This window comes from Massilia sp. W12 (assembly GCF_037300705.1).
In the GTDB taxonomy this organism is placed as follows: Bacteria; Pseudomonadota; Gammaproteobacteria; order Burkholderiales; family Burkholderiaceae_D; genus JACPVY01.
On record NZ_CP147776.1, the window covers coordinates 1,005,730 to 1,029,501 of the forward strand.

Consider the following 23,772-nt stretch of genomic DNA (forward strand, 5'->3'; position numbering starts at 1 on the left):
CAGTCAGCCGGAATGCGCCCGTTTCGCGCACACTCTGGCACAATGCAAAACACCACTCCCTGCCAGTTGGAGCAAGCTATGTCGCAACATGAATTCGCTTTTCTTTCGCACATGCCGTTCGCCTCTTGCGCCATGCGCACAGCGCAGACCGGCTTGCCGTTTTGCATCGCCGGCCTGGCCTGGGATGGCGCTGTCACCAACCGTCCGGGAGCGCGTTTCGGCCCGCAAGCGATACGCAGCGCTTCGCATATGTTGTGCGATGCAATACATCCGTTTTTCGATGTCGGTTTGCAAGGTTTTGTCGCGGATGCCGGCGACTTGCGCTTGCCGAATACTTCCCTGAGCGAATTCCGCGCCGCGCTCGAAGCGCAAGCGCCGGCCCTGTTGGCCAAGCATCATATGGTTTGGCTGGGCGGCGATCATTCGGTCACGCTTTCATTGCTGCGCGCTTTGTATAAAAAGCATGGCCGGTTGGCGGTGCTGCATTTTGATGCGCATTGCGATACATGGACAGATCATTTTGGCGAACCTTCCGGCCATGGCACCTGGGTCTATGAAGCGCTGCAGGAAGGCTTGCTGGCGCCGCAAGCCACCATGCAGATCGGCATCCGTTCTTCCGGCGAGCGCGCCGCGCGTGAGTACGTCAACAGCGTCGGCGGCAGAGTATTTACGGCGCGCGAATTGCGCGGCCTGGAAAGCCCGGCGCAATTGCAAGGCGTGATTCAGGAAATCCGCCAACGTGTGCAAGCCCAGGGCTTGCCGCTGTACCTGAGTTTGGATATCGATTGCCTGGACCCCGCCTTTGCGCCCGGCACCGGCACGCCGGAACCGGGTGGCTTAAGCACGAATCAAGTCTTGAGCCTGCTGGAGGAATTGGCTGATCTGCCGTGGTGCGGCATGGATTGCGTGGAAGTCGCGCCGCCTTATGATCACGCTGAATTGACTTCCCAGGCCGCAGCCGCCTTTGTCTGGACATATCTGGCGGGGCGCATCAGCCATATGCGTGGTCACAGGTGATCTATGTTGCTCGATAAAGAAGCCGCATTAACAGAAAAATCCTGGTATGAAGCCAGCGTGCAACGCGCGCCTGCACTGCCGCCTTTGCAGGAAAGGCAGCAGGTCGATGTGTGCGTGGTTGGCGGCGGTTATGCCGGCCTGGCCAGCGCCTTGCATCTGGCGCAACGCGGCTACAGCGTGACGCTGCTGGAAGCGCGCCGTGTGGGCTGGGGCGCCTCCGGCAGAAACGGCGGCCAGGCGATTGTCGGTTATGCCAGCGATGACGCGATTTTGCAGCAGTTTTCCGGCGAAGATGCGCGGCGCGCCTGGATGATCAGCGTCGAAGCCATGGAATTGCTGCGCGCCACAATCGCGCAATATCAAATCGCATGCGACTACACGCCAGGTTATCTGAGTCTGGCGGTGAATGCCAAAAAAGCGCGCCGTTTATTTGACTGGTGCGATGAATTGGAACGCCGTTTTGACTATCGCATGCAAAAAATCCCGGCGCAGGATGTTTCACAATGGATTGCCAGCAAGCGTTTTCACGCCGGCGCCTATGATCCGCTGTCCGGTCATTTGCATCCGCTCAAATATTGCCTGGGACTGGCGCAGGCGGCGCAGCAGCATGGCGTGAAAATTTACGAAAACTGTGCGGTCAACAGCATGCAGCAAGGCCAGCGCGTCTTGCTGCGCACCGCACAGGGGGAAGTCAGCGCAAGTTTTGTGGTGTTGGCCGGGAATGTGTATCTGGATCAGTTTTCGCCTGCGCTGGCGCCGGGTTTGCAAAGCCGCATCATGCCGGTCGGCACTTATATCATCGCCAGCGAAGCCATGACACAGGAGCGCGCAGATGCCTTGATCGCCAAGCGTGCGGCGGTCTGCGACACCAATTTTGTGCTGGACTACTTCCGCCCCACCGCTGACCACAGAATGTTATTCGGCGGGCGCGTCAGCTACAGCACCGCGACGCCAATGAATCTGGCCGCCAGCATGCGCGCGCGTATGCTGGAAGTGTTTCCGCAATTATCTGATCTGCAAGTTCCCTGGGCCTGGGGCGGCTTTGTTGACATCACAGTCAACCGGGCGCCGGATTTTGGCCGCCTGGCGCCGAATATTTATTACCTGCAAGGTTTTTCCGGCCACGGTCTGGCTTTGAGCGGTATGGCCGGCAAGTTGTGCGCGCAGGCGATTGCCGGCCAGGCGGAGCGTTTTGATTTACTGGCGCGCATCCGCCATCTGCCATTTCCGGGCGGGCGCATGATGCGCACCCCGGCCCTGGTTTTGGGCATGGCATGGTATCGTCTCTTGGATTTGCTGTAATTTTTGACCGTCTGCCGGATTTGCGCATTCTGCTGCCAAGCAGCATAATGCAACTTGCAACAGCCTTGGATGTGGTTTCTTTATTTTTTACTGTCAAGTCAGGCAGAAGAGCATGATTGAAAACAGGCAAACCCCGCGCAAGGTGCTGCGGGTCAAAACAAATTTTGCGATAGACGGTGCGCATCCCATGGTGGTGCGCTCTATGGATGTGGGAGCAAACGGGATGGCGCTGAGCTGCCCGGTGCAGATACCTGCCGGCGCGAATTGTTTTGTGGCGTTTGAAATGTTTTTTAATGGTAAAACCTATGCAGTCTCCTCGCGCGCCAAGGTGATGTACTGCATTTACAGCAGTCACGACGGGTTTAAAGTCGGCTTGCAATTCCAGAATATTGACTTGCAAAGCTCAAGCGCCATTGCGCGCTATATGGAAGCTTGACGCGCCTCATACTGCTTGCGGCGCAATTGCAAGCAACTGTCTTTTCCGCATCCGGCTGCTAAACTGAAGGCAGCCCGGCTTGCTGCCGCTGCTTGTCTCAGTTCAGGATTGCCATGGTCGCCAATATCAACAATACCGCAGTGATGAACAGTTTGAGCGCTTCCAGCGTCTCATCGGGCGGCGCTGCGGCCAGTTCGGCCAGCCTGGGCGCTTCCAGCAGTCCCACCAGTGTTTCCCCTGAAGTGTTGGCTCGCATCTCGCGCACCCTGGCGGCGCAAAGCGCGCAAGCCCCGAAACTGAATGCCGCCCTGAATCAAGATCGCGCCAAACTCTCCGGCTTGGGGCAGTTGCAAAGCGCGCTCTCCGGTTTGCAGGACGTGTTGCAAGGGGTGCGCGGCGAGGGCTTGTCCACCAGCGCGGTCAGTGGCAACAGCAAGGTGTTAAATGCGCTCGGTTCGGCCAAGGCGACTGCCGGCACGTATGCGGTGCAAGTCAGGCAGCTGGCGCAAGGCCAGGTGTTGCAGAGCAAAACGGTGAAGGATGCCGATTTGGCCCTGGCGGCTGATGTGCCGACCCAGATCCGGTTTGAATTGGGCAGCAGCACAAACGGGGTTTTCAAAGCCGGTAAGGAAAACAAGAGCATTACCATCAATCCGACCGGATCAAGCTTGTCATCAATTGTGCAAAGCATTAATGACGCCAATTTCGGCGTGAAAGCATCAGTCGTTAAAGTCGGCGCCAGTTTTGCACTGTCCCTGGCCAGCCCCAGCGGCAGCAAAAATGAATTGAAAATCAGCGTCACGGGTGATTCCAATCTGCAAAAACTGCTGGCATATGATCCGAATGGGGCCAAAGCGCTGACCGAAACCGTGCAGGCGCAGGATGCCAAGCTGAGTGTGAATGGCAAAGAATTCACCAGCAGCAGCAATACCGTCAGCGATGCGGTGCAGGGCGTCAGCCTGAAGCTTGTCGCCAAGGGGCAGACAGATGTGGTGGTCAGCCGCGATAATCAGCAAGTGATTAAAAACGTCAACAATCTGGTCAGCAGTTTCAACAGCCTGAACGCCAAAGTGCGCAGCCTGCAGCAAAACGAGTTGAAAAATGAACGCGCGCCGGGCCTGGTGCAAGATCAATTATTGCGCGTCCTGAAAACCGCCAGTGTGACCGGCAGCGATGGCTTTTCCCTGACGCTGGATAAAATCGGCATCAGCGTGCAAAAAAACGGCGATTTGCAGGTTGATCAGGAAAAGCTCAAAAACGCCGTGAATGCCGATCCCGCCGCTGTGGCGCAATTATTCACCAGCAGCAATTCCGGCCTGGCAGAGTCGCTCGACGGCCAGATTAAAGCCTTGACCGGCAATGGCGGCAGCATCAGCCGTGACCTCAGTAATATCAGCAAAAACATCAGCAGCTTGAATCAAAAGAAAGACAGCCTGAGCAAAGCGCTGGCCTTGCAGGCGAATATGCTGGCGCGCCAATACAGCCAGCAAAGCGGGGTTCTCGGCGATGGAGGGCAGACCCGTCCCGGCAATCTGTTCGACATTCTGGGCTGAGCTGAATTATTTCCGTGTAGAAATATTATTTGGCCGCATTGCCATAAAAGCTTCTCTTTTTTTCATATTCCCCGATAAAGACAGCGCTTTTTTACAGCATTGCGCGTGTTCTCCATATTTTTTCCCATTTGTGGGCGTAGAATCCTGTCTGATTCGCCAATAACCGGGCTGGTGCGCCAGCCATTTTCATGTGGAGCCAAGTCCATGAAACTCTCACTTGCAGCAAAATTCAATCTGGTCTTTATTGTGGTGTTCATGGTTGGCTTTGTCGCTGCCGGCTTTGTCGCCGACCGGCTATTGAAAAACAATGCGCGTGAAGAAACCCTGCGCACTGCGCGTATGCTGATGGATTCCGCGCTGGCGACCCGCTCCTACACCACCAAGCAGGTGTTGCCCCTGATTAAACCCTTGATGACGGAAACCTTTCTGCCGCAATCCGTGCCTTCGTATGCCGCCACTGAGCATTTGCATGCCTTGCTGGAAAAGTATCCTGCGTTCTCCTACAAAGAAGCGACCTTGAATCCGACCAACCCGCGTGACCGCACCGCCGATTGGGAAGCGGATGTGGTGAATGAAATGCGGCGGCAGAACACCACCACCGAAATCGTCGGCGAGCGCGATTCCTCCACCGGACGCTCTTTGTACATGGCCAAGCCTTTGCAAATCAAAGACGGCGCCTGCCTGATCTGCCACAGCGTGCCGGAAGCCGCGCCCAAGCCCATGGTGGCGCAATATGGGCCGAATAATGGCTTTGGCTGGAAGCTCAATGAAATCGTCGGCGCCCAGATCATCTCGGTGCCGATGGATGTGCCGATGAAGCGCGCCGCAGAAATCTGGAACAGCTTCATGCTCTCCCTGTTAGGCGTGTTCGCCTTCCTGTTTGTGGCGTTAAACGTGATGGTGTATTTCTTCGTGACCCGTCGCATCACCGCACTGGCGCATTTAGCGGATGAAGTCAGCATGGGTAAATTTGACGCGGCGGAATTCAACACCGGCGGCAGCGATGAAGTCAGCAAACTGGCGCAATCTTTTGGTCGTATGCGCACCAGTCTGGCCAGCGCCATGCGTATGCTTGAAGAATGAATGATGGACACACAATGAGTCTGGAAAAACTTGGCAAATACCGTATCGATGGCGTGCTCGGCAAGGGCGCGATGGGGGTCGTGTACAAAGGATTTGACCCCTTCATCGAACGGGTGGTGGCGATCAAGAGCATCCACAAGCAACTATTAGCGGAACACCCGGAAATGGGCCTGATCGCGCGCTTCAAAAATGAGGCGCAGGCGGCAGGCCGCTTAACCCATCCGAATATTGTCGCAGTCTATGAATATGGCGAAACCGAAGACAATGCCTTCATCGCCATGGAATATGTGCACAGCACCCCGCTGTCTTCGCTCATGCATGAGGGGCGGCCAAATGACGTGGCGGCAGTGGTGTCGTGGATCTCGCAACTCTTGCGCGCGCTCGACTATGCGCATGCGCGCGGCGTGGTGCATCGCGATGTGAAACCGGCGAATTTGCTGATTGAACGCGATGGCCATCTCAAAATCACCGATTTTGGCATCGCCCGCATTGAAGCCTCCACGCTGACCCAGGTCGGCGCAGTGGTGGGCACGCCTTGCTATATGTCGCCGGAACAATTCAGGGGCCAGACCGCAGATCGGCGCTCGGATGTGTTTTCGACCGGCGTGCTGTTGTACCAACTGCTGACCGGGGTGCGTCCCTTCAATGGCAGTTCGCATGAAATCATGTACCAGGTCTTGAATGAAAATCCGCCGCCGCCATCGAGTCATCATGCCGCCCTGGGAAATTTCTTTGATCTGGTGGTGAATAAAGCAATCGCCAAAGATCCGCTGGTGCGCTATGACAATGCGCGCAGCTTTATGGAAGCGCTGTTGCAGGCCTATCGGGTCAGCCGTCAGCCTGGCATAGCGGCTGGCGGTGAAGAAGATATGACTGTGCTGGCCATGCGTGTGCCGCCCGAGCAATTGCAAGAAATCCTGCCGACGCCGCCGCAAGCCCTGCCGGACGCCAGCCAGCTCAACGCCACCTATATGACGGATGCGCCGTGGAAGCTGGAAATTCTGCCTGAACTGGAATCCCTGCTGTCCACCCAGATCGGCCCGGTGGCCAAGGTGTTTGTCAAAAAGTCGCTGCAGAATGCGGAAAGTCTGGACCACTTATGCGAAGACCTGTTGCAGCACATTCCGCATGACAGCGGGCGCACCATGTTTTTGCAAGGGGTGCAGCAATTGCGCAAGAAAATGGGGGGGAGCGTGTCCGGGATTAATTCCGGCCTCAGTTCGGCCTCGCGCATGTCTTCGCCCGGTATGCGCAGCGGCGGCAGTTTGTCCGGTTTGGGCAGCGGCATGAAAACCAGCGCGGCGGCGAATCGCAGCGGGATTTTGCGCACCGGCCTCAACACCACCGCTCTTGGCCCGTCCCTGACGCCGGAATTGCAAGCGCAGGCGGAACAGCGCCTGACTGCCTACATCGGCCCGATCGCCAAAATTGTCTGTAAGCGCGCCGCCGGCAAGACTGCGAATGCGCACGAGTTTTACCACTTGCTGGCGGATAATCTGGCCAGTGAAGCTGAGCGCAGCAAGTTTCTGCGCGAGTGCGGCTTGAACTGAGCCATGATCAGCGCGGCCGATTATCAAACACTGGATGGGATTGGATTAGCCCAGGCGCTGCGCAGCGGCGCACTCGGTCATGAAGAATTGCTGCAAGCCATGCTGGGCGAAATTGAGCGCCTCAATCCGCGTTTGAATGTGGTGTATCGCAGCATGCCGGAACTGGCGCGGCAAATGCTGCCGGCGGCGCGCAACGCTGACGGGGCATTGGCCGGTTTGCCGATTCTGCTCAAAGATTTGTTAGCTGACGTGGCCGGCTATCCGACTGCCAGCGGCAGCCGCCTGTTAGCGCAATGGACGCCGCAACAAGACGCCGAGATTGTGCGCCGCTACCGCCAAGCCGGTTTGATTTTCCTCGGTAAAACCACAACTCCTGAATTTGGCGTGCTGCCGGTCACCGAGTCTGCTTTGAGCGGCGTCAGCTGCAACCCCTGGGACGTGAAGCGCACTTGCGGCGGCTCTAGTGGTGGTGCGGCGGCTGCAGTGGCGGCCCGCATCGTGCCGATTGCGCATGGCGGCGATGGCGGCGGTTCAATCCGCATTCCGGCATCCAACTGCGGCGTTTTCGGCTTGAAACCGGGGCGCGGCAGCTCGCCATGCGGCCCGCTGTTTGCCGAATTCTGGCAAGGTCTGGTGGAGCAGCATGTGCTTACCCGCAGCGTGCGCGACAGCGCCGCCATGCTGGATATCATGCTCGACGGTGCGGATTGGGGCGATGCCCATGTGCGCATGGCGCCGCCGCAGCCGTTTTTACAGCAAATCGAACACAAATTGCCGCGTCTGCGGATCGCCTGCAGTCTGACCCCGCCCATGGGCGGCGCCCCATGTCCCGAAGTCGTGGCGGCGCATCAGCACAGCATCAATCTATTGCGCAGCCTGGGACATGAAGTCGAGCTTGCCAGCCCGCCCTTGGACAGTGCGGATGAATTATGCCGCGTGATGCTGGTGGTGGTTTGCGCCGAGCTGGCGAATTTGTGGCGCAGCGCGCCGCAACTCCTGGGCCGCACAATCGATTGGCGCGAAGTGGAGGCCGGCAATCTGGTGTTGGCGCGCATGGGAGAAAAAATGTCCGCCGGCGAATTGGCCTGGGCGCGCAGCACGGCGTTGCGGCAAACCCGCATTCTGCAAACATTTTTCCAACGCTATGACCTGTTGCTAACCCCGGTCACCAATCAGCTGCCGGCCCTGCACGGGGCTTTGTCCACCAGCAAACATGAAGATGCGCTGGCGCAGTTTCTGCTGGGGCGGCTGGGTTGGAGCGTGATGCTGCGCTTGCCGGCGATGCGCAATATGGTGGCGCAAAATCTTGGCCGCGTCATGCACTATCTGGGCTGGACGATTCCTTTTAATATGAGCGGGCACCCGGCCATGAGCGTGCCGCTGTATTGGACGGAGCAAGGCTTGCCGCTGGGAACGCATGTGGTCGCGCCGATGGGGCAGGAAGGGCGGCTATTGCAACTGGCGCATGAACTGGAATTGGCGCAACCCTGGGCGCAACGCCGCCCGCAAACATAAATCATATGGATAGCATACACGCCGCCTTGCCGCCCAATTGTGATGCCTTGGGCCTGCCGCACCCGTCCTGCCAGCCCGGTTTGGATGATGTTCGTATCGTGTCCCTGGTGCCATCGCTGACGGAGCTGCTGTTCGCCTTGGGCCTGGGGCCGTACATAGTGGGACGCACCGGTTTTTGTATGCACCCGCGCCGCATCGTCAAAAGCGTGGCCAAAGTGGGCGGCACCAAGGATGTCAATCTGGATAAAATCCGCCGCCTCGCACCCACCCATTTGCTGGTGAATATCGACGAAAATGAAAAGCCCTGCGTGGAACAGCTGGCGCAATTCATTCCGCATGTACTGGTCACACACCCTTGCACCCTGCACGATAATTTCACCTTATACCGTTTTCTGGGCGAGGTGTTTTCGCGTCAGCGTCAGGCTGAAAATCTATGCCGCGCTTTGCAGCGCGGAGTGGATGCCTTGCCAGCGGCGCCGGCGCTAGAGGAAGTCTTGTATTGCATTTGGCGCGATCCCTGGATGAGCATCGGACGCGGCACTTATATCAGTCATATGCTGTCCCTGATCGGCTGGCAAAGCTGGCAGCCGCCAGTCGCGCCGGGGGAAGAGGAAAAGCGTTATCCGGTGTTCAGCTGGGAACAGGTGGCGGCCAGACCGCCGGCCCGCATTTTGCTCTCCAGCGAACCCTACCGTTTTGAATTGCCGCACGCGCACGCCTTGCAGCAGCAAACCGGTTTGCCGGTGCAATTGGTGGATGGCGAGATGTTTTCCTGGTTCGGCAGCCGCGCTGTGTATGGGGTGGAGTATTTGCGCGCTTTGCGCGCAGCCGCGCTGTAAAACATTGCGCCGCCCGCAGGCGGCGCAACAGGGGGGACTGGCAGTGCTCAGTGTTCGGTTCTGCCGCTGCGCACCTTCATCTCATGCAAGCGGCCCAAGGCGCTGTCCACACTGCGCTTGAGTTTGTCGGCGGCGCCGGCAATCGCTTGATGCAGGCTGGGGCCGTTGTCGCTGACCGCGATTGGCTGTTGATGCGCCACACGCGCCTCAATCAGGCAACGGTTTTCGCCATCCGCGCCTTTTTCACGATTCGCTTCAGACAGGTGCACTTCGACGCGGGTGATTTGTTCAGCAAAATGATGCAGGGCATCGCGTACAGTTTTTTCGACGTGCTGCATCAAAGGCTCATGCAGTTCGACACTGTTATCGGCATTCACAATTACTTGCAACATGGCATCCTCTTTACGGTAAATGCGCCAGACGCCGGTGCTGTGTTTGACAGCGCTGTTTGACTTGGAAAAACTGTCTGGCGCTGAATTCATCATACGCCTAAAGCCGGGCGTATCCCGTAATTGCGCAGCAAATTTTCACCTGCTTGTGGTTTTTCCCGGCAGGTTTTTTTCAGTGCCCGGCGTTTTGCACGGGTTCTGGAAAACGGTCCATGCGCGACAGCGCAGGAAAGCGCCAGGCCCACAAGGCGGTGACGCACAAGGTGGCGGCGCCGCCAAAGATAATCGCCGGCAATAAGCCGAACCAGCTGGCGGTCAAACCGGATTCAAATTCGCCCAGCTCATTCGAGGCGCCGATGAAGACCGCATTCACCGCGCTGACGCGGCCACGGATGGCGTCCGGGGTTTCCAGCTGCACCAGCAAATGCCGCACATACACGCTCACCATATCGCCGGCACCTAATAAAAACAGCATGGGCAGGGCCAGCCACAGGCTGGCGGACAGGCCGATCACCAGCGTCGCCACGCCATACAGCGCAACCCCGGCAAACAGCGTCGGGCCGACCTTGCGTGTAATCGGGCGCCAGGCCAGCAGCGTGGAGGTGAAAATCGCGCCCAGCGCAGGCATGGAACGCATCAAGCCCAGCGCGCTTGAGTCCGCCTGCAAGACATCATGCGCATACGCCGGCAGCAGGGCGGTGACGCCGCCAAACAGCACTGCGAATAAATCCAGCGACATCGCGCCCAACACCACCGGACGCTTGCGCACAAAATGAATCCCTTCCAGCAGCGAACTCCAGGTGGCCGCACGCGCCGGCGCCGCTTGCGCATTCGGCCGCGTGCACAGCATCAGCGCGCAAGACAAGAGCAGCAGCGCGGCGGAACTCAGATACACCGTCAGCGGCCCGGCCAGATACAGCAAACCGCCCAGCGCAGGGCCGGCGATGACGGCGACATGGAAGGATGAGGAAGACAAGGCGAGCGCGCGGCTGAAATGCTGTGGCGGCACGAGATTGATCAAAATCGCTTGATTCGCCGTCATCATGAAAGCGCGCGCGCAGCCAAATAAAAACAGAGTGGCGAAGATCGGCGTCACACTGCGCAAGCCGGCATGGCTGAACCAGGCCAGCAAAGCCGCGCACAATAATTGCACCGCAAAACACAGCGCGATGATGCGGCGGCGCGGGTAGCGGTCAGCCGCATGGCCGGCGATCAAGATTAATAAAAAGAAGGGTGCGAACTGGGCTAAACCGACATAACCCAAATCCATCACATTGCGCGTCATTTGATACACCTGCCAGCCAATCGCCACGCTTTGCATTTGCACCGCCAGCGTGCCCAGCACGCGCGCACTTAAATACAGGCTGAAATTTTTGTGGCGCAGCACGCTCAAGGCGCTGCCGGCCTGCTCTGGGGTTTCCTGCGCTTGGCCGGTGGTAGCGGAAGGCTTGGACATAAGGACTTGAAAAGTGGCGCGCCAGCCTTATTTGGCGGGATTGCGCTGTAACGCAAAAAATCAAACATTTTTATATTGTGCCTGAATCCGTGTCAATCTGTGCTGGCGCGGGCCGGCTTTCGGATTACACTGAAACGTTGGCGCAAGCAGTGCGCAGGAGTTTGCATGAAAGTCTATAACCTCAGATGTGAAGCGGGCGGCCATGGCTTTGAAGGCTGGTTTGCTTCGCAAGCCGATTATGAACAGCAAAAAGCAAGCGGTTTGCTGTGCTGTCCGGTGTGCGGCAGCGCGCAAGTCGAAAAAACGCTATCCGCACCGCGTTTGAATTTGAAAGGCGGCCACAGCCAGGCAGAGGAAAAATCGCCGGCCCTGCAGGCGCAAGCCCGTTTGCTGCAATTGGCGCGGGAATTGATCGCCAATACCGAAGACGTGGGCGAGCGCTTTGCCGAAGAAGCGCGCAAAATGCATTATCAGGAAAGCGAGGCGCGCAATATCCGTGGCAAAGTCAGCGCGGATGAGCGCGAGGCTTTATTGGACGAGGGCATCGCCGTATTGCCTTTACCCATTCTGGAAGGCATGGACGGGCCGTTGCAATAACGCGGCCCGCGCAGATCACGCGCCGAACACCCGCAACAACAGCCAGCCCGGGGCGCCGGCGAATAAAGCCAGTTTGCCCAGCCATTCAAAATACTGCCGCTGCGCCAGCGCTTGCGCCGGGCGCAATAACATGGCCAGCATGGCGCAGACTTCTATCGCCAGACGCAGCAGCGCGCCGCACAGCGTGATGCCGATGACCCAGGCCGCCCACCATAGCGTCATGCCGCGCAACCAGGCTTGCGCGCCCAGATATTGCCATTCGCCAAAACCGCTGCCAAACGTAATGTTCTGGTGCAAGTAATAGGCCGGCAGCGCCAGCAGCAAGGGCAGCAGGGCGTATTTCATCAATGGCGCGTCCCATAATCCCGGTGACAGACTTTGTTTCAGGTGCTGAAAGCGCGCCAGCCGGCTGGCGGGGGCGCCGGCTGGCGGCAGCAGCGCGTGCAGCACGGCAATCTGGCGGCTGTACAGCGTGTAGCGCGCGCCATCGGCCATGTGCAGCGTCAGGCCGGGGCCGGGCCAGGCCAGGCGCCAGTTTTGCCAGCGTTGAATCTGCGCCAAGGGCAGCGACAGGCAGCGGCTGCCACGCTGAAACTGCAAACGCTCTGCGTCCCACGTCAGGCGGGTGCGAAACAATTGCAGCAAAGCCCAGGCTAAGGCTTCCGGCAAGATGCAAAATGCGGCGAAACTGCGCATTTGCGCCAGGGTGTTCAAGCGTAAGGCTTCGTCGCGCCAAAGCTGCCAGGCCAGCCACAACAAACCCAGCCGCGCGCCAACCCGCAGCAGCGCAGCGCCGGCGCGCACGCCCGGCGGCAGCAGGCTCACTGCGATCGGCTGGCGCAGATCAGGGCGGCGCATTTGCGGCGCATGCCAGCCCAGGCGCACACTGATTGCATGCAGCGCGTACAGCAGCAATACTGTGGCGGCAGCCGGCCCGATCCAATCGCCCCACTGCGCCAGCAAGGTCGGGGGCGGCGTGCGCAGGCTGATTTCACCCACCACCAAACCCGCTTCGCCCATCCGGCTGGCGGCCAGCACATCGCCATACGGATCGATCAAAGCGCTGTAGCCATTGGTGGTGACGCGGAATTGCGGCAAGCGGGTTTCGACGCTGCGAAACGCCGCCGCCGCCTGATGCCATTGCGCGCCCTGCGGCCAGGCGCTGAACCAGGAATCGTTGGACATCGTCAAAATCGCCTGCGCCCCCAGACGCACGCCGGCCAGGCCCAATTGCACATCCATATCGTCGCGGCAAATCAAGGGCAGCACCGGGATTTCCCGGCCATCGCGCAAGCGCAGCGGCAAGACGCGTGCGCCATCGCCGCTTTGCCAGGCGCCGCTCCAGGGCAGGGCGCGGCGCAGCCAGGGGCTGTCAAGCCAGGCCGGAACATATTCTGTAAATGGAAATAAGCGGGTTTTGCGATAGCTGCCGGTTTTGCCGCCATCCGGGCCGAGGAAGATCGCGGCATTGTATTCGCCCCGCTTATCACGCTCATAACTGCCAAACACAAAAGGCGCATTCGCTTCCCGCACAATGCTTTGAATCATCTTATCGAAGTGCGCCCCGGCTGCGCTTTTCGGCTGGCCGAAGGTGGTGGGGTAGGCGGTTTCTGACCACATGACGGCATGTGCGCCCTGACGCACCAGGGCGTCATATGACATCGCGAAATGGGTGTCGAGAATCTTGCTGGTCAGGGCTTGCGCGCCAATCGCTTTGCGCTGTGCTTCATAATCGGTCAGATTGGATTGCACCAGGGCGATGCGCAATGGCGCGCCTTCCACCGGGGCCGGCGCGCGCTGCAAGGCGTACAGGCCAAAGCCTGTCAGCAGCGCAAGCGGCAGAGCCGCCAGTCCGAGTTGAGCAGACCAGGCGCGCCAGCCCTGACGGCGTTGCAAGCAAGCGCCGCACAGCGCTTCATTCACCAGCAAAATGAGCAAAGTCAGGCTGGCTGCGCCGCCCAGTTCCGCACCTTGGCGCAACAGGCGCGCCGGATACAAAATATGGCCCAGCGTATCGCCCAGTAATTTGGGATACAGCCACTCGCAGGCCAGCCAGGCCGAAGCGCCGATCAGCGCGGCCCCGGCATGCCCATAGCGCGGCATGGCCCAGCCGCGCAGCAGCACAAAGGCCAGAATCTGTGGCTGAAACAACGGCGCCAGCAAAACCAGCAAGGCGATGCCGGCCCCCGCGCCGATCCCGGTGTAGGCGCCGATGGCCGCACCGAACCAGGCAAAACCGGCTAATGAAAATGCGCAGCTGATGGCCCAGGCCCAGGCCAGCAGCGGCCAGAAACCGCGCTGCCCATGCAGCCCCAGCAACCAGGGCAGCATAAACACAAAAGCCAGCGGCCAGCTGGCGCCGCCCTGGCCGCAAATTGCGCACAGCAGCGCGCCGCCGAGCAGGGCCAGGGCGTTGCGTCGCAAGCGCGTATGCAGTATGGATTTGATCATGAAGCAACAATCCGCTGTTTCAAAATGAGGAGCTGAGCCTGACTGCTTGTCGGACTTTGAAAAAATCTACTGCAAAACCCGCTGCGCGGGACATATTTCAACCTTTTTTTGTGGAAGCGCCTGGCCCGGCGTTGCCAAGCCGGCACGGCGCTCAGGGTTGCAAGGGTTTGGGCAAAACGATTTGACGCAAGGGCATGCCGGGCGGCGCATATTGCGGCGGCACGACGCGATTTTCCGGCACTTTGATCGGGCGTCCCTCGCGGTCGTAAAAAGTGCGATCCGGCGCAAACATTAATATCGCTTCAATCCGCTGCCCGTCATCGGTGGCCTGATGGTGGCGCACAAAGCCATCCGGCAGCGCAAAATCTTCCGGCACTGCCAGACCGATCAAGGGCGGACGCGTGCCCGGCGGATTAAAGGCGCCCAAGCCCTCGCGGATGCCGGCGGCGTGTAAGCGCTGAATCACTTCTTGCATACTGGGCGTTTCACCGGGTTTGAGATAGTGGCGGATATCCTGGCTTAAATCCGGTTTGGCGGCGGCGACAGGCGGCGCGGCGGCAGCGGTTTGCACCGGGGATGGCGGCTTGAGCGCTGCCTGCGCCGGCAGCGCCGGCGCGGCGGCTGGCGCAGGCCCGGTGGCGCTGGCGGCGACGGCTGTGGCCGGCTGCGCCAAACCCGTCTGCATGCTATTGAGCCAGGCGCCGCCGACCCCGCACACCAGCAATGCCGCCGCAATCGCGGCATAGCCGGTCCAGGACGGCCACAGGCTGTCCCGGTTTGCTGAGTCTGGCGCGGCCATGGCTTATTTCTTCAGCGCAGTCGCTTTCAGCGGCGTGGCCGGGCTGTTGCTCGACACAGACCAGCCCATGCGCTCATGCCCGTATTGATTCCAGATCGGGTTTTTGCCATTGTTGAAGCTGGTATAGCGCGGCGCCCCGGTTCCGCTGCTGCCGCCAAACAGGCCGGCGCTCACCGTGCCGCCATTGTAGGTCGGGTGCACGTCGTCAGACTGGATGTAGTCGTAGCTGCTGCCGGCGGAAGTGAAATGGGTGTTTGCGTCACGCAGGGTGGAGCGCAGGGTGCTGGTGATGCGCGTGACATAGGCGGCCTGGCTTTCGCCCGGAATGTAGCGGATGGCTTCCGAGTCGATCACGCCATCGCCATTGCTGTCATAGTCCGCCGCCATGTATTGGGCGAAGCTGTCAGTGCATTGGAAACCTTTTTGGCGTGCGGAATCGCACATCATATGGTTCATACGCGCCATCACCGGCAGGAATTTTTCCTGCATATTCACAGTGGCGCCGGTGGCGGCGTCGCGGCAGCTGCTTTGCACATTGTCAGCCGCATAGCCCGGGTAGTAGAGATTGGAAATGACTTTCAGCTTGACGCCGGAATAGGCATTGGCGTTGATGTAGTCCATGGCGGCGTTGACATAGGTGCGGCAATTGTTTTCCGCATTCGTCAGCACGCTGTAATCACATGTGCCGCTTTGGCCTTTGAATGCGCTGCGCGCTTGCAGGCCGTCATTGCCGCACATTTCAAACGTAACCGCGCGCGTGCTGCTGGCTTGCATGTAGGAGCGCTCGGAGACGATTTTGTTTTCATACACATCTTTGGCCACGGCGCCGGATTTGGCGCGGCGCACGCTTTCAATATCGGCATTCCACAGTGCCGACAGATATTCTGCGCTGATGGTCGGGGCGGCGTATTTGGCGGCGCTGGTGATCGAGCCGTTATAGCCGGCGTAGATCGAATCGCCGTAAGCCACGATGCGGTATTTGCTGGTGGTGTTGGCGCGGTCGATGGTCCAGGATACGTTTTGATTCAAGGTGCTGGCCCCGGCTTGCGCGCCCAGGCTGAGCAGGAAGAGGGTGGACAACAGTTTTTGCAACGGGGTAAGTGCTTGCGTGTTCATAGTAAAAGCCTCCATAAGGGTAAATCTTATTGTGTTGGTACTATGTGTTACGGTATTGCTGTGCTGCGTTGTTGCTATGGGTGGTACAGATGAATCATTACCTCCTGAAACAGGATGGAAGAAATACGTGCGCAAAGAGGGGAGCACGCCAGCTTTAAAACAAAGGGGAATTCGAGCGAGCGCTCGATTTTTCTGATGCAAATTGCATTGCACTATAGCAAATAATGCCTTGCCTGTGAATTTAATTGAACAAATTTTGTGCAAATTTTTTTGCCCGGAATAAGCCCCCGTGGCGAGGACTTATTCGGTGAAGTAAGGCACGATGCGGCCTGCGCGCGCCAGCGGTTTGGCATGCCATTGCTGGTGTGCGGCACGATGGGCGGGCGCCTGGGCGGCGCTGGCGGAGATGTTTTGCATGATCTGCTCCCGGCTGTGTTGGAGATGGCAAATGATGCAGTTGAATTGTGGAGCAATGATGCGTGAAACCATACTGAGCCAAAGGATGCGCGTCGCGCCTGCGACAGATATTTCCTGATAAGGCGGGGGGCGTCAGTCGGCTTGCAGTCGATGCAGTTTTTGCCACAGTCCACGGGTGCGCTTGTCGCTCCAGCGGGCCTGGGTGGCGGACGGCAAAATATGTGGCAAGGCGTAGCGCAGGCGCAGGCTGTCAGCAGCGCGGCCACAGATAATTTGTGCGTCGCCGGCTTGCCCGCAGTGATGCCAGCGCAGTTGCCGTTTCGGGATTTGTATGCAGCTGTGGCGGCCACCGGCTTGCAGACGCCACAGCAGAATCTGGCCGCCATCGTCAAACAGCAAGCCGCTTTCGCTGCCGGTTTCCGTACAGATTTCGACCCGCACGCAAAAGCCTTGGTGCGCGCGCATAAGCCGCGTTTGCAGACGCAGGGCCAGACAGTGTTCACGCCAGGCGCGCCAGCTCAGCAGCGCAGCGCCCGGCAGGGCGAACGGTGCGGAATGTGCCGGCGGCATCAGCAGGGATAACATGTAAATCTCCAAATCAGCATTGATAACAATGCTTATTGTGCCAGCAGACTCAGGCGCGGGCCTGGGCTGTAAAGCATTTTTTGCTGTAAGACTTTGAAAATATACAGTTTTTTTACAGTGGTCCGGGCCGGCTTGCGGTTTATGCGGCCTTGCGCACCGTCAGATGCACTGAAAACTTGCGGCGCAATTCCACTTTGATGGCGCGTTCTTGCAGCCAGACTTCGCTGCCGATTCTTTGCCATTGCCCCTGTTCGACTTGCCACTGCAGGCGCGGAGCGTGCTGGCGCCAGATGTTTTTGCTTTCATCGGTGGTGTTTAAATCCTGGGTATAGGCCGCGCTTTCGCCCAGAAAACCGGCATAGCCATGCACCAGGAAGCGGCTGGCTTCGGCGCGCGCCAATTCTTGCGCTAAGCGTTCGGCAAAGGGGGCTTGGTGTTCCCACACATAGTCGCGCCGCACGCAGGCCCCGCTCAGGCTGCAGATCAGGTGAATTTCGATATTCTCTGAAGGATCCAGCGGTAAACCCTCATCCAGCAACTGTTGCAACAACTGCGCTTCATTCAGCCCGGGCATGCCTTGTGCGCCGATTTTTTGTCCGGCGTCGCTATGCGCCACGATTACCAGCGTGCCGCCATCGCAGAGTGCGGCCAGATTCGCTGTGCTGTCATGGCAGGCGCGCCGCGCATCGGAAAAGATGCCGCTTTGCAATTGGCGCATGCTGCTGGCTACAGCGACATCATCTTTCATGGTGACCGGTCGGGCGGTCGGGGTGTAGAGGATCGTTGGCATGATGTTTCCTGTTATTCGTCTGCGATGGCTGGATCATGCCTGCTGAATATGGAGCAAACATGGAGCAGCCGATATGCGCATCTTAAGCAGGAGCGGGCTTGTAATCCATTGCAGGCGCTTACGCTTGATTACAGCTCAGCCGGACTTTGCAGTTGGCGCAGCTTTTGCTGCAATTCATCGCGGTAATCGGTTTGCAGGGTGCCCAGCCGGCCATGCAAGGTGGTCAGTCCCAGCACGGCTTGTGCCGGCAAATGCGGGCTGCGGCGGGCGGGCGGCAGGCGCCAGCTCAAGCCCGGCGCCGCCGGCGTGCTCAAGGCCCCTTGCTGCAAACGCCAGGCTTGTGCGCTGCCGGGCGCGCTGATGGCGACATCCAGCAGCGCGATGCCATTGCGCAGCGCCAAGGTCAGGCCGAGGGCGCATACCAGACAGGGCAGGAGGCGGCTGCGCCAATGCAAACCTGTCCCGCCCATCAGGCGCCAGCTGCGCCACAGCAATAAAATGCCGCCCAGATTGCAGGCTTGATCCAGCCAGCGGTAATCAATCTGTCCGCGCATGCTATATGGATTGAGCCAGGCGCAGCCAAGCGCGAACAGAAACAGCATGCCGCCAAGCGCCGCCCAGCGTTGCGCCTGCGCACCGACAGGGGCGGGCGGGCAGGCGCGCATGCGGCGCGGCGGCGGCAGTGCTTGCAAGGCATGCCACAGGCGGCGCGTGTCATCGGCTGCGCTCAGATAAAACAGTTGACGTCCGTCATCAAACGCAATCCAGGCCTGGCGCCGCAAACTTTGCTGGCCGGCATCGGCTTCCAGCCATTGCAAGCCGTCCAGCGCGACACAGCCCTGATACAAATCGCCGCGCGGCGTCAGCATCAGCAAACGCCATTGCTGCGCTTCGCGTAACAGCCAGGCCGGAGCATGCAGCGGCAGGAAGGGTTGCAGCCATGCCGGGCTGCATAAATGGGACAGGCTGCAGACTTGCAGGGGCCAGCTGGCGCCCTGCTGTGCTTGCAGCATGGCGCGCAGTGTGCGTTGCGCGCGCCAGCGGCGGCGCAGGCGCGGCAGGCGGCTGGCGCCAAGCAACACCAGCGGCAGGCAGAGCGCCGCCAGCAAGGGCAGGGGCAGAGAGGGTGGAATCGGCATCGCATGCATTCTTTAAAAAAAGCATGCTAACCGATTTTGCCGCGCCTTATTGGCCGGACGGACTGATGCGGCTGGCCAGCCAACCGACGAAAGCATTGCGGTTGCGCGAGCAAACCCAGACTTTGCCGCTGCCGGAGAAACGCAACACCATGCCTTCGCCGCTGGTCACGCTGTTGACCATGCTGCCAAACAGGCCGGACAGGCCGCCGCGTTTGCCGCCATTGGTGGTGACAGAGATTTCATAGTGCAGGGTATTGTCCCAGCAGACCGCATGCGCATTGTCGATGATCATGTCTTTACCCGGCGTGACTTCGACTTGATACAGAGTGCCGAAACCGGAGACCACCAGCTGCCCCTGGCCTGAGCTTTCCATCACAAAAAAACCGCCATTCCCGCCAAACAGCGCGGAACCGACATTTTGGGTTCTGACATTCAATTCGACATTCTGGGTGGCGGCGACAAAAGCGCCGTCGCTGACCACGTATTGACGCGGGCCGATATCGATCACCGCCATCGCGCCCGGCAGAGTCGGCGCAAGCAGACAGTCGCCGTCGCCGCGCACGGCTTCAATGGTTTGCTGGAAGAACGATTCGCCATTGGCAAAGGTGCGCATCAGGGCGCCGCCCAGTCCGCCTTTCATCTTGCCTTTCAAATCCAGCGTTGATTCCATGGTGACCATGGCATCTGATTCGCAATAAATGCTTTCGCCTTGGCGTAAAGCGACGTGCAGCATCGGGTCATCTGCACCATTCACGGTAAAAACTGGCATGATTATTTTCCTTTTTCAGTGCGCCCCCCGCCGGGCGCTTGGCTTGACGTGCTTATGCAGCGTTTAATCAGATTTTACGGATTAATTAACGCGAAATACTTCTTTATTTCAGAAGTGTTTTCCAGGCATTTCACTCTTTACGTATGGCCCGTGCAAAATACGGGGTGTCGCCGAAACAGGAACTGGGCACACCTTTGTGCTGCGTGTACTGAATGGTGATACGTTTGCCGATTTGGCGATTTAATTCCTGCGCCACCCCTTCATCCGGCACAGTGAAATAAAATTTCTCGGGCGCAGAACCAGGAACTGGATTGAGCAGCAATTCACCTTCCCAGGTTTTACACAACCACCCTTTTTTTGACAATTTTTGCAAGTGTCCGGCGCGATCACCGTCAGAAAACGACCAGCTTAAAGTCAGCCAGGTGTAGCCGGCGGCGCCTGCTGCCAGCAAAGCCGCAGCGGCTAACAACCATTTGCGATAATTCGCGCGCACACTTTGCGCGCGCGCCTGTATTTTGCCAAACATCATGTTCTCCCTGCGCGCCGCAGTTTGCGGCGCGCCTTACTGACAGCAAGCATGTTTTACAGATGTTGACTGATATGCGGCGTCAGTTCGCGGAAAGTGCTGCCATAGCCGGGTTCGCCGATTGCGTGCAGCTTCCATTCGCCTTCATGGCGATACAGTTTGACCATGATTTGCGCGGTGTGATCGCCCAGCGCAGACAGGTTGTAGCGCGCAATTTCGCGCTGGCTGGCGCCGTCCAGCAGACGGCAGCTGGCGTTTTCGACTTGCGAAAAATTCTGTCCGGTAAAACTGTTGACGGTAAACACCAGGCTTTGCACATTGCCCGGCACCCGTCCCAGATCGACGCTGATTTGCTCATCATCGCCGTCCCCTTCGCCGGTGCGGTTATCGCCGCTGTGGCGGATGCTGCCGTCGCGCGACTGCAGTTGTCTGAACCAGATCGTATCGATCGGGTTGCGCTCGGCGTCAAACATGACGCAGGAAGCGTCGAGATCGATTTCGGCGCGCCCGCCGCCAAAACCGAACAGGCCGCGTGATTGCACGCCATCCCAGCCCAGCCCCATCACCACTTTCGACAGGGACGAACCGGCTTCTTTGTTAAGGGAGATTTTCTGCCCTTTGCTCAAATTGATACTCATGACAAGCTCCTTGTTGGTTGGGACAATAATTGTGTGTTGGCGGTGTCTGCGTCCCGGCTTGCCGTCAATTGCGGTTTTGTTATGCGGCGCATCTTAAACACTGACGCCGAAATTACGCGCCAGCGCACCCAGGCCGCCTTGGAAACCTTGACCCACGGCCTTGAATTTCCAGTCACCGTTGTGGCGATACACTTCGCCGAAAATCATTGCGGTTTCCGTCGAGCCGTCTTCAGACAGGTCGAAGCGTGCAATTTCCTGATTGGTGTTGCCATCGACGCAGCGGATGTAAGCGCGGCCCACCATACCGAAGTTTTGCCGGCGCGTATCGGCTTCGTGAATCGTCGCGCCGAAGCTGATGCGATGCACGTCTTGCGGCATATTTTGCAAATTCAAGGTCACGCGCTCATCATCGCCAGCCGCATCGCCGCTTTTGTTATCGCCGCTGTGCTCGACCGAGCCGCATGCGCTTTTCAGATTGTTGTAGAAAATAAAATCCGCATCGCTGCGCACGCGGCCATCTTCTTTTAACAGAAAACCGCTGCCATCCAGGTCAAACGACTGGCCATCGGTCGGGCGCGGATCCCAGCCCAGGCCGATCACCATCTTGGATAAGCCAGGGGCTTCTTTGGACAGATTGACATTGCCGCCTTTTTGCAGAGAGATTGCCATGATGATGCTCCATTAATTAGTAAGAAAAAATATTGTTTCGCTTAATGAGTTTTTTTCCTCATGCGATGAAATGATTTTATGGGATAAATTGAATAACTCAGTCAGGAAAAACGGAAGTTCAGGCAAGAGGAAGCGTCATCCACGCAGCCCTTGAAATTGGCGTGCCACCCCCAATCTTGCACTTTTCGTACGCCCGGCGTGGATGCGCTTGCGCAATGTCCCTGCATGCCGCACAATCGCTGCCGCTGGCGGCCCGGTGATTGTGCTGTGCGCCGCTGCTTCGCACTTATCATCCCGGGAAAATTCATGGAAGTCTTGCGCCATCCTCTTTTCATTCCAATCGTTGTCTCTTGTATTTTTGTGCTGCTGGTGTTGGTCGCGCGGCTGGGGCAGGGCAGTACCCGTGCGGCAGGCTATTTGTTTGGCGGCTTGCTGGGCTTGGCGCTGGCGCTCGGCGTCATTCCCGGCGTTGGCCGCTGGCAGTATGAGGGGCTGAATCTGAATCTGGGCAAAGTGCTGGTGTTTTTCACGCTGGCGCTGATCCTGCCTTCGCCTGTGAAATGGAGCAAAGCAGCCTGGGCCTGGTTGTGCGCCGGCCTGGCCGGCCTGCCATTGCTGGGCTGGCAAATGGGCCTGTTGCATTGGCAGCCGGCGGTTTCTGCGGCCTTACTCTGGTTTGCGTTGAATAATCTGTTTTCGGTGCTGGCGGAAGATTTCTTTTTCCGCCGCTTTGTGCAAGATCATTTAAGCGGCTTGGGCGTGGTGCTGGAGATTTTGGTGACTGGCGCCTTGTTTGGTCTGGCGCATTGGTCATCCGGCCAGACCTATGCTTTTTTAGCCGGCATCGCCGGTTGCTGTTATGCGGCGATGTATCGCGCCAGCGGCGACAGCGTGTGGGCGGTGTCCGCCTTGCATTGGCTGGTGAATTTGACCGGTGCGGTCTTGTTTGCGCATGGCTTGCGCACTTGAAACAACACGCGCCGCCGGCGGGGCGGCGGCGCGCTTGCTTTAATGTTTGAGCTGCTCCTGCTCTGCTTGCGGGTGGCGGCGGCGGTACAGCACCGATGAGTACAGCGATAAACCGATAAACGCCACCCCGGATAAGCCGGTGATCCATTCCGGCACATGGTAGCGCACGCTGACAAACATCAGCAGCGCCAGCACGCCAATTGCATAATGCGCGCCATGTTCCAGGAAGACGAATTGCTGCAGCGTGCCGCGATGCACCAGGAAAATCGTCATCGAACGCACAAACATGGCGCCGACCGCCAGCCCCAGCATGATGATGATGATGTCATTGGTGATGGCGAATGCGCCAATCACGCCGTCGAAAGAAAACGAGGCGTCTAACAATTCAAGGTACATAAAACCGCCGATGGAGCCGCCTTTGACCGCATCGCCGGCTGCCTTGGCTTCGTTTTTCTCCAGCAGCACGCTCAAACCATGCACCGCCACATGCGAGAGCACGCCGAAGAATCCGGCCAATTGCACCGCGCCGCGTTCTGCTTCCGGCATTAATTGACTCGCCAGCCACACTGCGCCCAGCGTCACCACCCAGGACAGCAAGACCGATCCGTATTGCGCCAGCGGCGTTTCAAGCCAGGGAAACCAGTGCATTTCTTTTTCTTCATCAAACAGGAATTGCAATGTCACCAGCAGCAAAAACGCAGCGCCGAAGGCCGAAACTTCAGCATGGTGTGCGCTCAAATGTTTGGAATAGGTGTCCGGCTGTTGCAAGGCGAGTTGAAAGGTCTCCAGCAAACCCAGGCCGGTGACCACGCTCACAATCAGCAAGGGAAACAGGAGCCGCATGCCGAACACCGCCACCAGCATGCCGACAGTCATAAAGAGTTTTTGCCAGAATGCGTTCCAGGTTTGTAACACTGCGGCGTTCACCACCGCATTATCAAAGGAAAGCGAGATTTCCATCAGCGCCAGAATCGAGGCCAGCAGCACAGCGCTGGCGGCGCCGCCGATGCCGCCACGCGAATATCCCCAGAATCCGGCGGCCACAATCGCGACCCCGGTCACCACAAACGAAGAACGGAATTCCCGCATGCATTTCTCCAAAAAAAACAGCCCTTGTGCGGGCAAAACGGCATTGTAGCCTTTTTGCGTGAAACTGCCGTGCTGAAA

The 23,772-nt window shown here is 58.7% G+C and carries 23 protein-coding genes; 10 read left to right on the forward strand and 13 right to left on the reverse strand.

Annotated features, from left to right (window positions below):
* The first annotated feature begins 78 nt into the window (after positions 1-78).
* The 8 genes from speB (at position 79) to V8J88_RS04150 (ending at position 9,295) form a co-directional block, all read left to right on the forward strand.
* A complete protein-coding gene (gene speB / locus V8J88_RS04115; RefSeq protein ID WP_338847962.1) occupies positions 79-1,017 on the forward strand; it encodes an agmatinase in 939 nt (312 codons plus the stop codon).
* Positions 1,018-1,020: 3 nt separating this feature from the next.
* Positions 1,021-2,319, forward strand: coding sequence for an FAD-binding oxidoreductase (locus tag V8J88_RS04120; protein WP_338847964.1), 1,299 nt, complete (start codon positions 1,021-1,023; stop codon positions 2,317-2,319).
* 112 nt (positions 2,320-2,431) lie between these two features.
* Positions 2,432-2,755 (forward strand): PilZ domain-containing protein, encoded by a 324-nt coding sequence (locus tag V8J88_RS04125; RefSeq protein ID WP_338847965.1) that lies wholly within the window; start codon positions 2,432-2,434, stop codon positions 2,753-2,755.
* A 113-nt stretch (positions 2,756-2,868) separates the two neighbouring features.
* Complete coding sequence (gene fliD, locus V8J88_RS04130) at positions 2,869-4,308, forward strand: flagellar filament capping protein FliD (protein ID WP_338847967.1); 1,440 nt, start codon at positions 2,869-2,871, stop codon at positions 4,306-4,308.
* A 204-nt stretch (positions 4,309-4,512) separates the two neighbouring features.
* Positions 4,513-5,391 carry a DUF3365 domain-containing protein gene (locus V8J88_RS04135; protein ID WP_338847969.1) on the forward strand — a complete coding sequence of 293 codons (879 nt, stop codon included), beginning with the start codon at positions 4,513-4,515 and terminating at the stop codon, positions 5,389-5,391.
* 14 nt (positions 5,392-5,405) lie between these two features.
* Positions 5,406-6,941: a serine/threonine-protein kinase gene (locus tag V8J88_RS04140; RefSeq protein WP_338847970.1), complete on the forward strand. Its 1,536-nt coding sequence runs from the start codon at positions 5,406-5,408 to the stop codon at positions 6,939-6,941.
* 3 nt (positions 6,942-6,944) lie between these two features.
* Positions 6,945-8,456: an amidase gene (locus V8J88_RS04145; RefSeq protein ID WP_338847971.1), complete on the forward strand. Its 1,512-nt coding sequence runs from the start codon at positions 6,945-6,947 to the stop codon at positions 8,454-8,456.
* 5 nt (positions 8,457-8,461) lie between these two features.
* Positions 8,462-9,295 (forward strand): helical backbone metal receptor, encoded by an 834-nt coding sequence (locus V8J88_RS04150; RefSeq protein ID WP_338847972.1) that lies wholly within the window; start codon positions 8,462-8,464, stop codon positions 9,293-9,295.
* A 47-nt stretch (positions 9,296-9,342) separates the two neighbouring features.
* On the opposite strand, the gene V8J88_RS04155 is transcribed toward V8J88_RS04150, so the two are convergent.
* Positions 9,343-9,780 carry an HPF/RaiA family ribosome-associated protein gene (locus tag V8J88_RS04155; protein ID WP_338847973.1) on the reverse strand — a complete coding sequence of 146 codons (438 nt, stop codon included), beginning with the start codon at positions 9,778-9,780 and terminating at the stop codon, positions 9,343-9,345.
* A gap of 76 nt (positions 9,781-9,856) precedes the next feature.
* A complete protein-coding gene (locus V8J88_RS04160; RefSeq protein ID WP_338847974.1) occupies positions 9,857-11,140 on the reverse strand; it encodes an MFS transporter in 1,284 nt (427 codons plus the stop codon).
* 165 nt (positions 11,141-11,305) lie between these two features.
* Between V8J88_RS04160 and V8J88_RS04165 the strand changes: the two genes are divergently transcribed.
* On the forward strand, positions 11,306-11,737 hold the full coding sequence (locus V8J88_RS04165) for a DUF1178 family protein (protein ID WP_338847976.1): 432 nt from the start codon (positions 11,306-11,308) through the stop codon (positions 11,735-11,737).
* A gap of 15 nt (positions 11,738-11,752) precedes the next feature.
* Here V8J88_RS04165 and lnt read toward each other — a convergent pair whose 3' ends face one another.
* The 10 genes from lnt to V8J88_RS04215 all read right to left on the reverse strand — a co-directional run bounded on the left by lnt (position 11,753) and on the right by V8J88_RS04215 (position 21,636).
* Entirely contained in the window at positions 11,753-14,188 is a 2,436-nt protein-coding gene (lnt, locus tag V8J88_RS04170) for an apolipoprotein N-acyltransferase (RefSeq protein ID WP_338847977.1), read from the reverse strand.
* A gap of 151 nt (positions 14,189-14,339) precedes the next feature.
* A complete protein-coding gene (locus V8J88_RS04175) occupies positions 14,340-14,987 on the reverse strand; it encodes a hypothetical protein (RefSeq protein ID WP_338847978.1) in 648 nt (215 codons plus the stop codon).
* A gap of 3 nt (positions 14,988-14,990) precedes the next feature.
* Positions 14,991-16,103: an SGNH/GDSL hydrolase family protein gene (locus V8J88_RS04180; protein ID WP_338847979.1), complete on the reverse strand. Its 1,113-nt coding sequence runs from the start codon at positions 16,101-16,103 to the stop codon at positions 14,991-14,993.
* Positions 16,104-16,652: 549 nt separating this feature from the next.
* The gene (locus tag V8J88_RS04185) at positions 16,653-17,105 is read right to left on the reverse strand and encodes a hypothetical protein (protein ID WP_338847981.1); all 453 of its coding nucleotides are present in this window, start codon (positions 17,103-17,105) and stop codon (positions 16,653-16,655) included.
* A gap of 139 nt (positions 17,106-17,244) precedes the next feature.
* The gene (locus tag V8J88_RS04190) at positions 17,245-17,895 is read right to left on the reverse strand and encodes a hypothetical protein (RefSeq protein WP_338847983.1); all 651 of its coding nucleotides are present in this window, start codon (positions 17,893-17,895) and stop codon (positions 17,245-17,247) included.
* Between the two features lie 128 nt (positions 17,896-18,023).
* On the reverse strand, positions 18,024-19,034 hold the full coding sequence (locus tag V8J88_RS04195) for a hypothetical protein (RefSeq protein ID WP_338847984.1): 1,011 nt from the start codon (positions 19,032-19,034) through the stop codon (positions 18,024-18,026).
* A gap of 46 nt (positions 19,035-19,080) precedes the next feature.
* A complete protein-coding gene (locus tag V8J88_RS04200; RefSeq protein WP_338847986.1) occupies positions 19,081-19,803 on the reverse strand; it encodes a TIGR00266 family protein in 723 nt (240 codons plus the stop codon).
* Between the two features lie 130 nt (positions 19,804-19,933).
* The gene (locus V8J88_RS04205) at positions 19,934-20,332 is read right to left on the reverse strand and encodes a hypothetical protein (RefSeq protein ID WP_338847988.1); all 399 of its coding nucleotides are present in this window, start codon (positions 20,330-20,332) and stop codon (positions 19,934-19,936) included.
* A gap of 53 nt (positions 20,333-20,385) precedes the next feature.
* Positions 20,386-20,967: a TerD family protein gene (locus V8J88_RS04210; RefSeq protein WP_338847989.1), complete on the reverse strand. Its 582-nt coding sequence runs from the start codon at positions 20,965-20,967 to the stop codon at positions 20,386-20,388.
* Between the two features lie 93 nt (positions 20,968-21,060).
* Entirely contained in the window at positions 21,061-21,636 is a 576-nt protein-coding gene (locus tag V8J88_RS04215; protein WP_338847991.1) for a TerD family protein, read from the reverse strand.
* A 306-nt stretch (positions 21,637-21,942) separates the two neighbouring features.
* Between V8J88_RS04215 and V8J88_RS04220 the strand changes: the two genes are divergently transcribed.
* Positions 21,943-22,605: a CPBP family intramembrane glutamic endopeptidase gene (locus V8J88_RS04220; protein WP_338847993.1), complete on the forward strand. Its 663-nt coding sequence runs from the start codon at positions 21,943-21,945 to the stop codon at positions 22,603-22,605.
* 39 nt (positions 22,606-22,644) lie between these two features.
* Here V8J88_RS04220 and V8J88_RS04225 read toward each other — a convergent pair whose 3' ends face one another.
* The gene (locus V8J88_RS04225; protein WP_338847994.1) at positions 22,645-23,694 is read right to left on the reverse strand and encodes a DUF475 domain-containing protein; all 1,050 of its coding nucleotides are present in this window, start codon (positions 23,692-23,694) and stop codon (positions 22,645-22,647) included.
* Positions 23,695-23,772 lie beyond the last annotated feature (78 nt).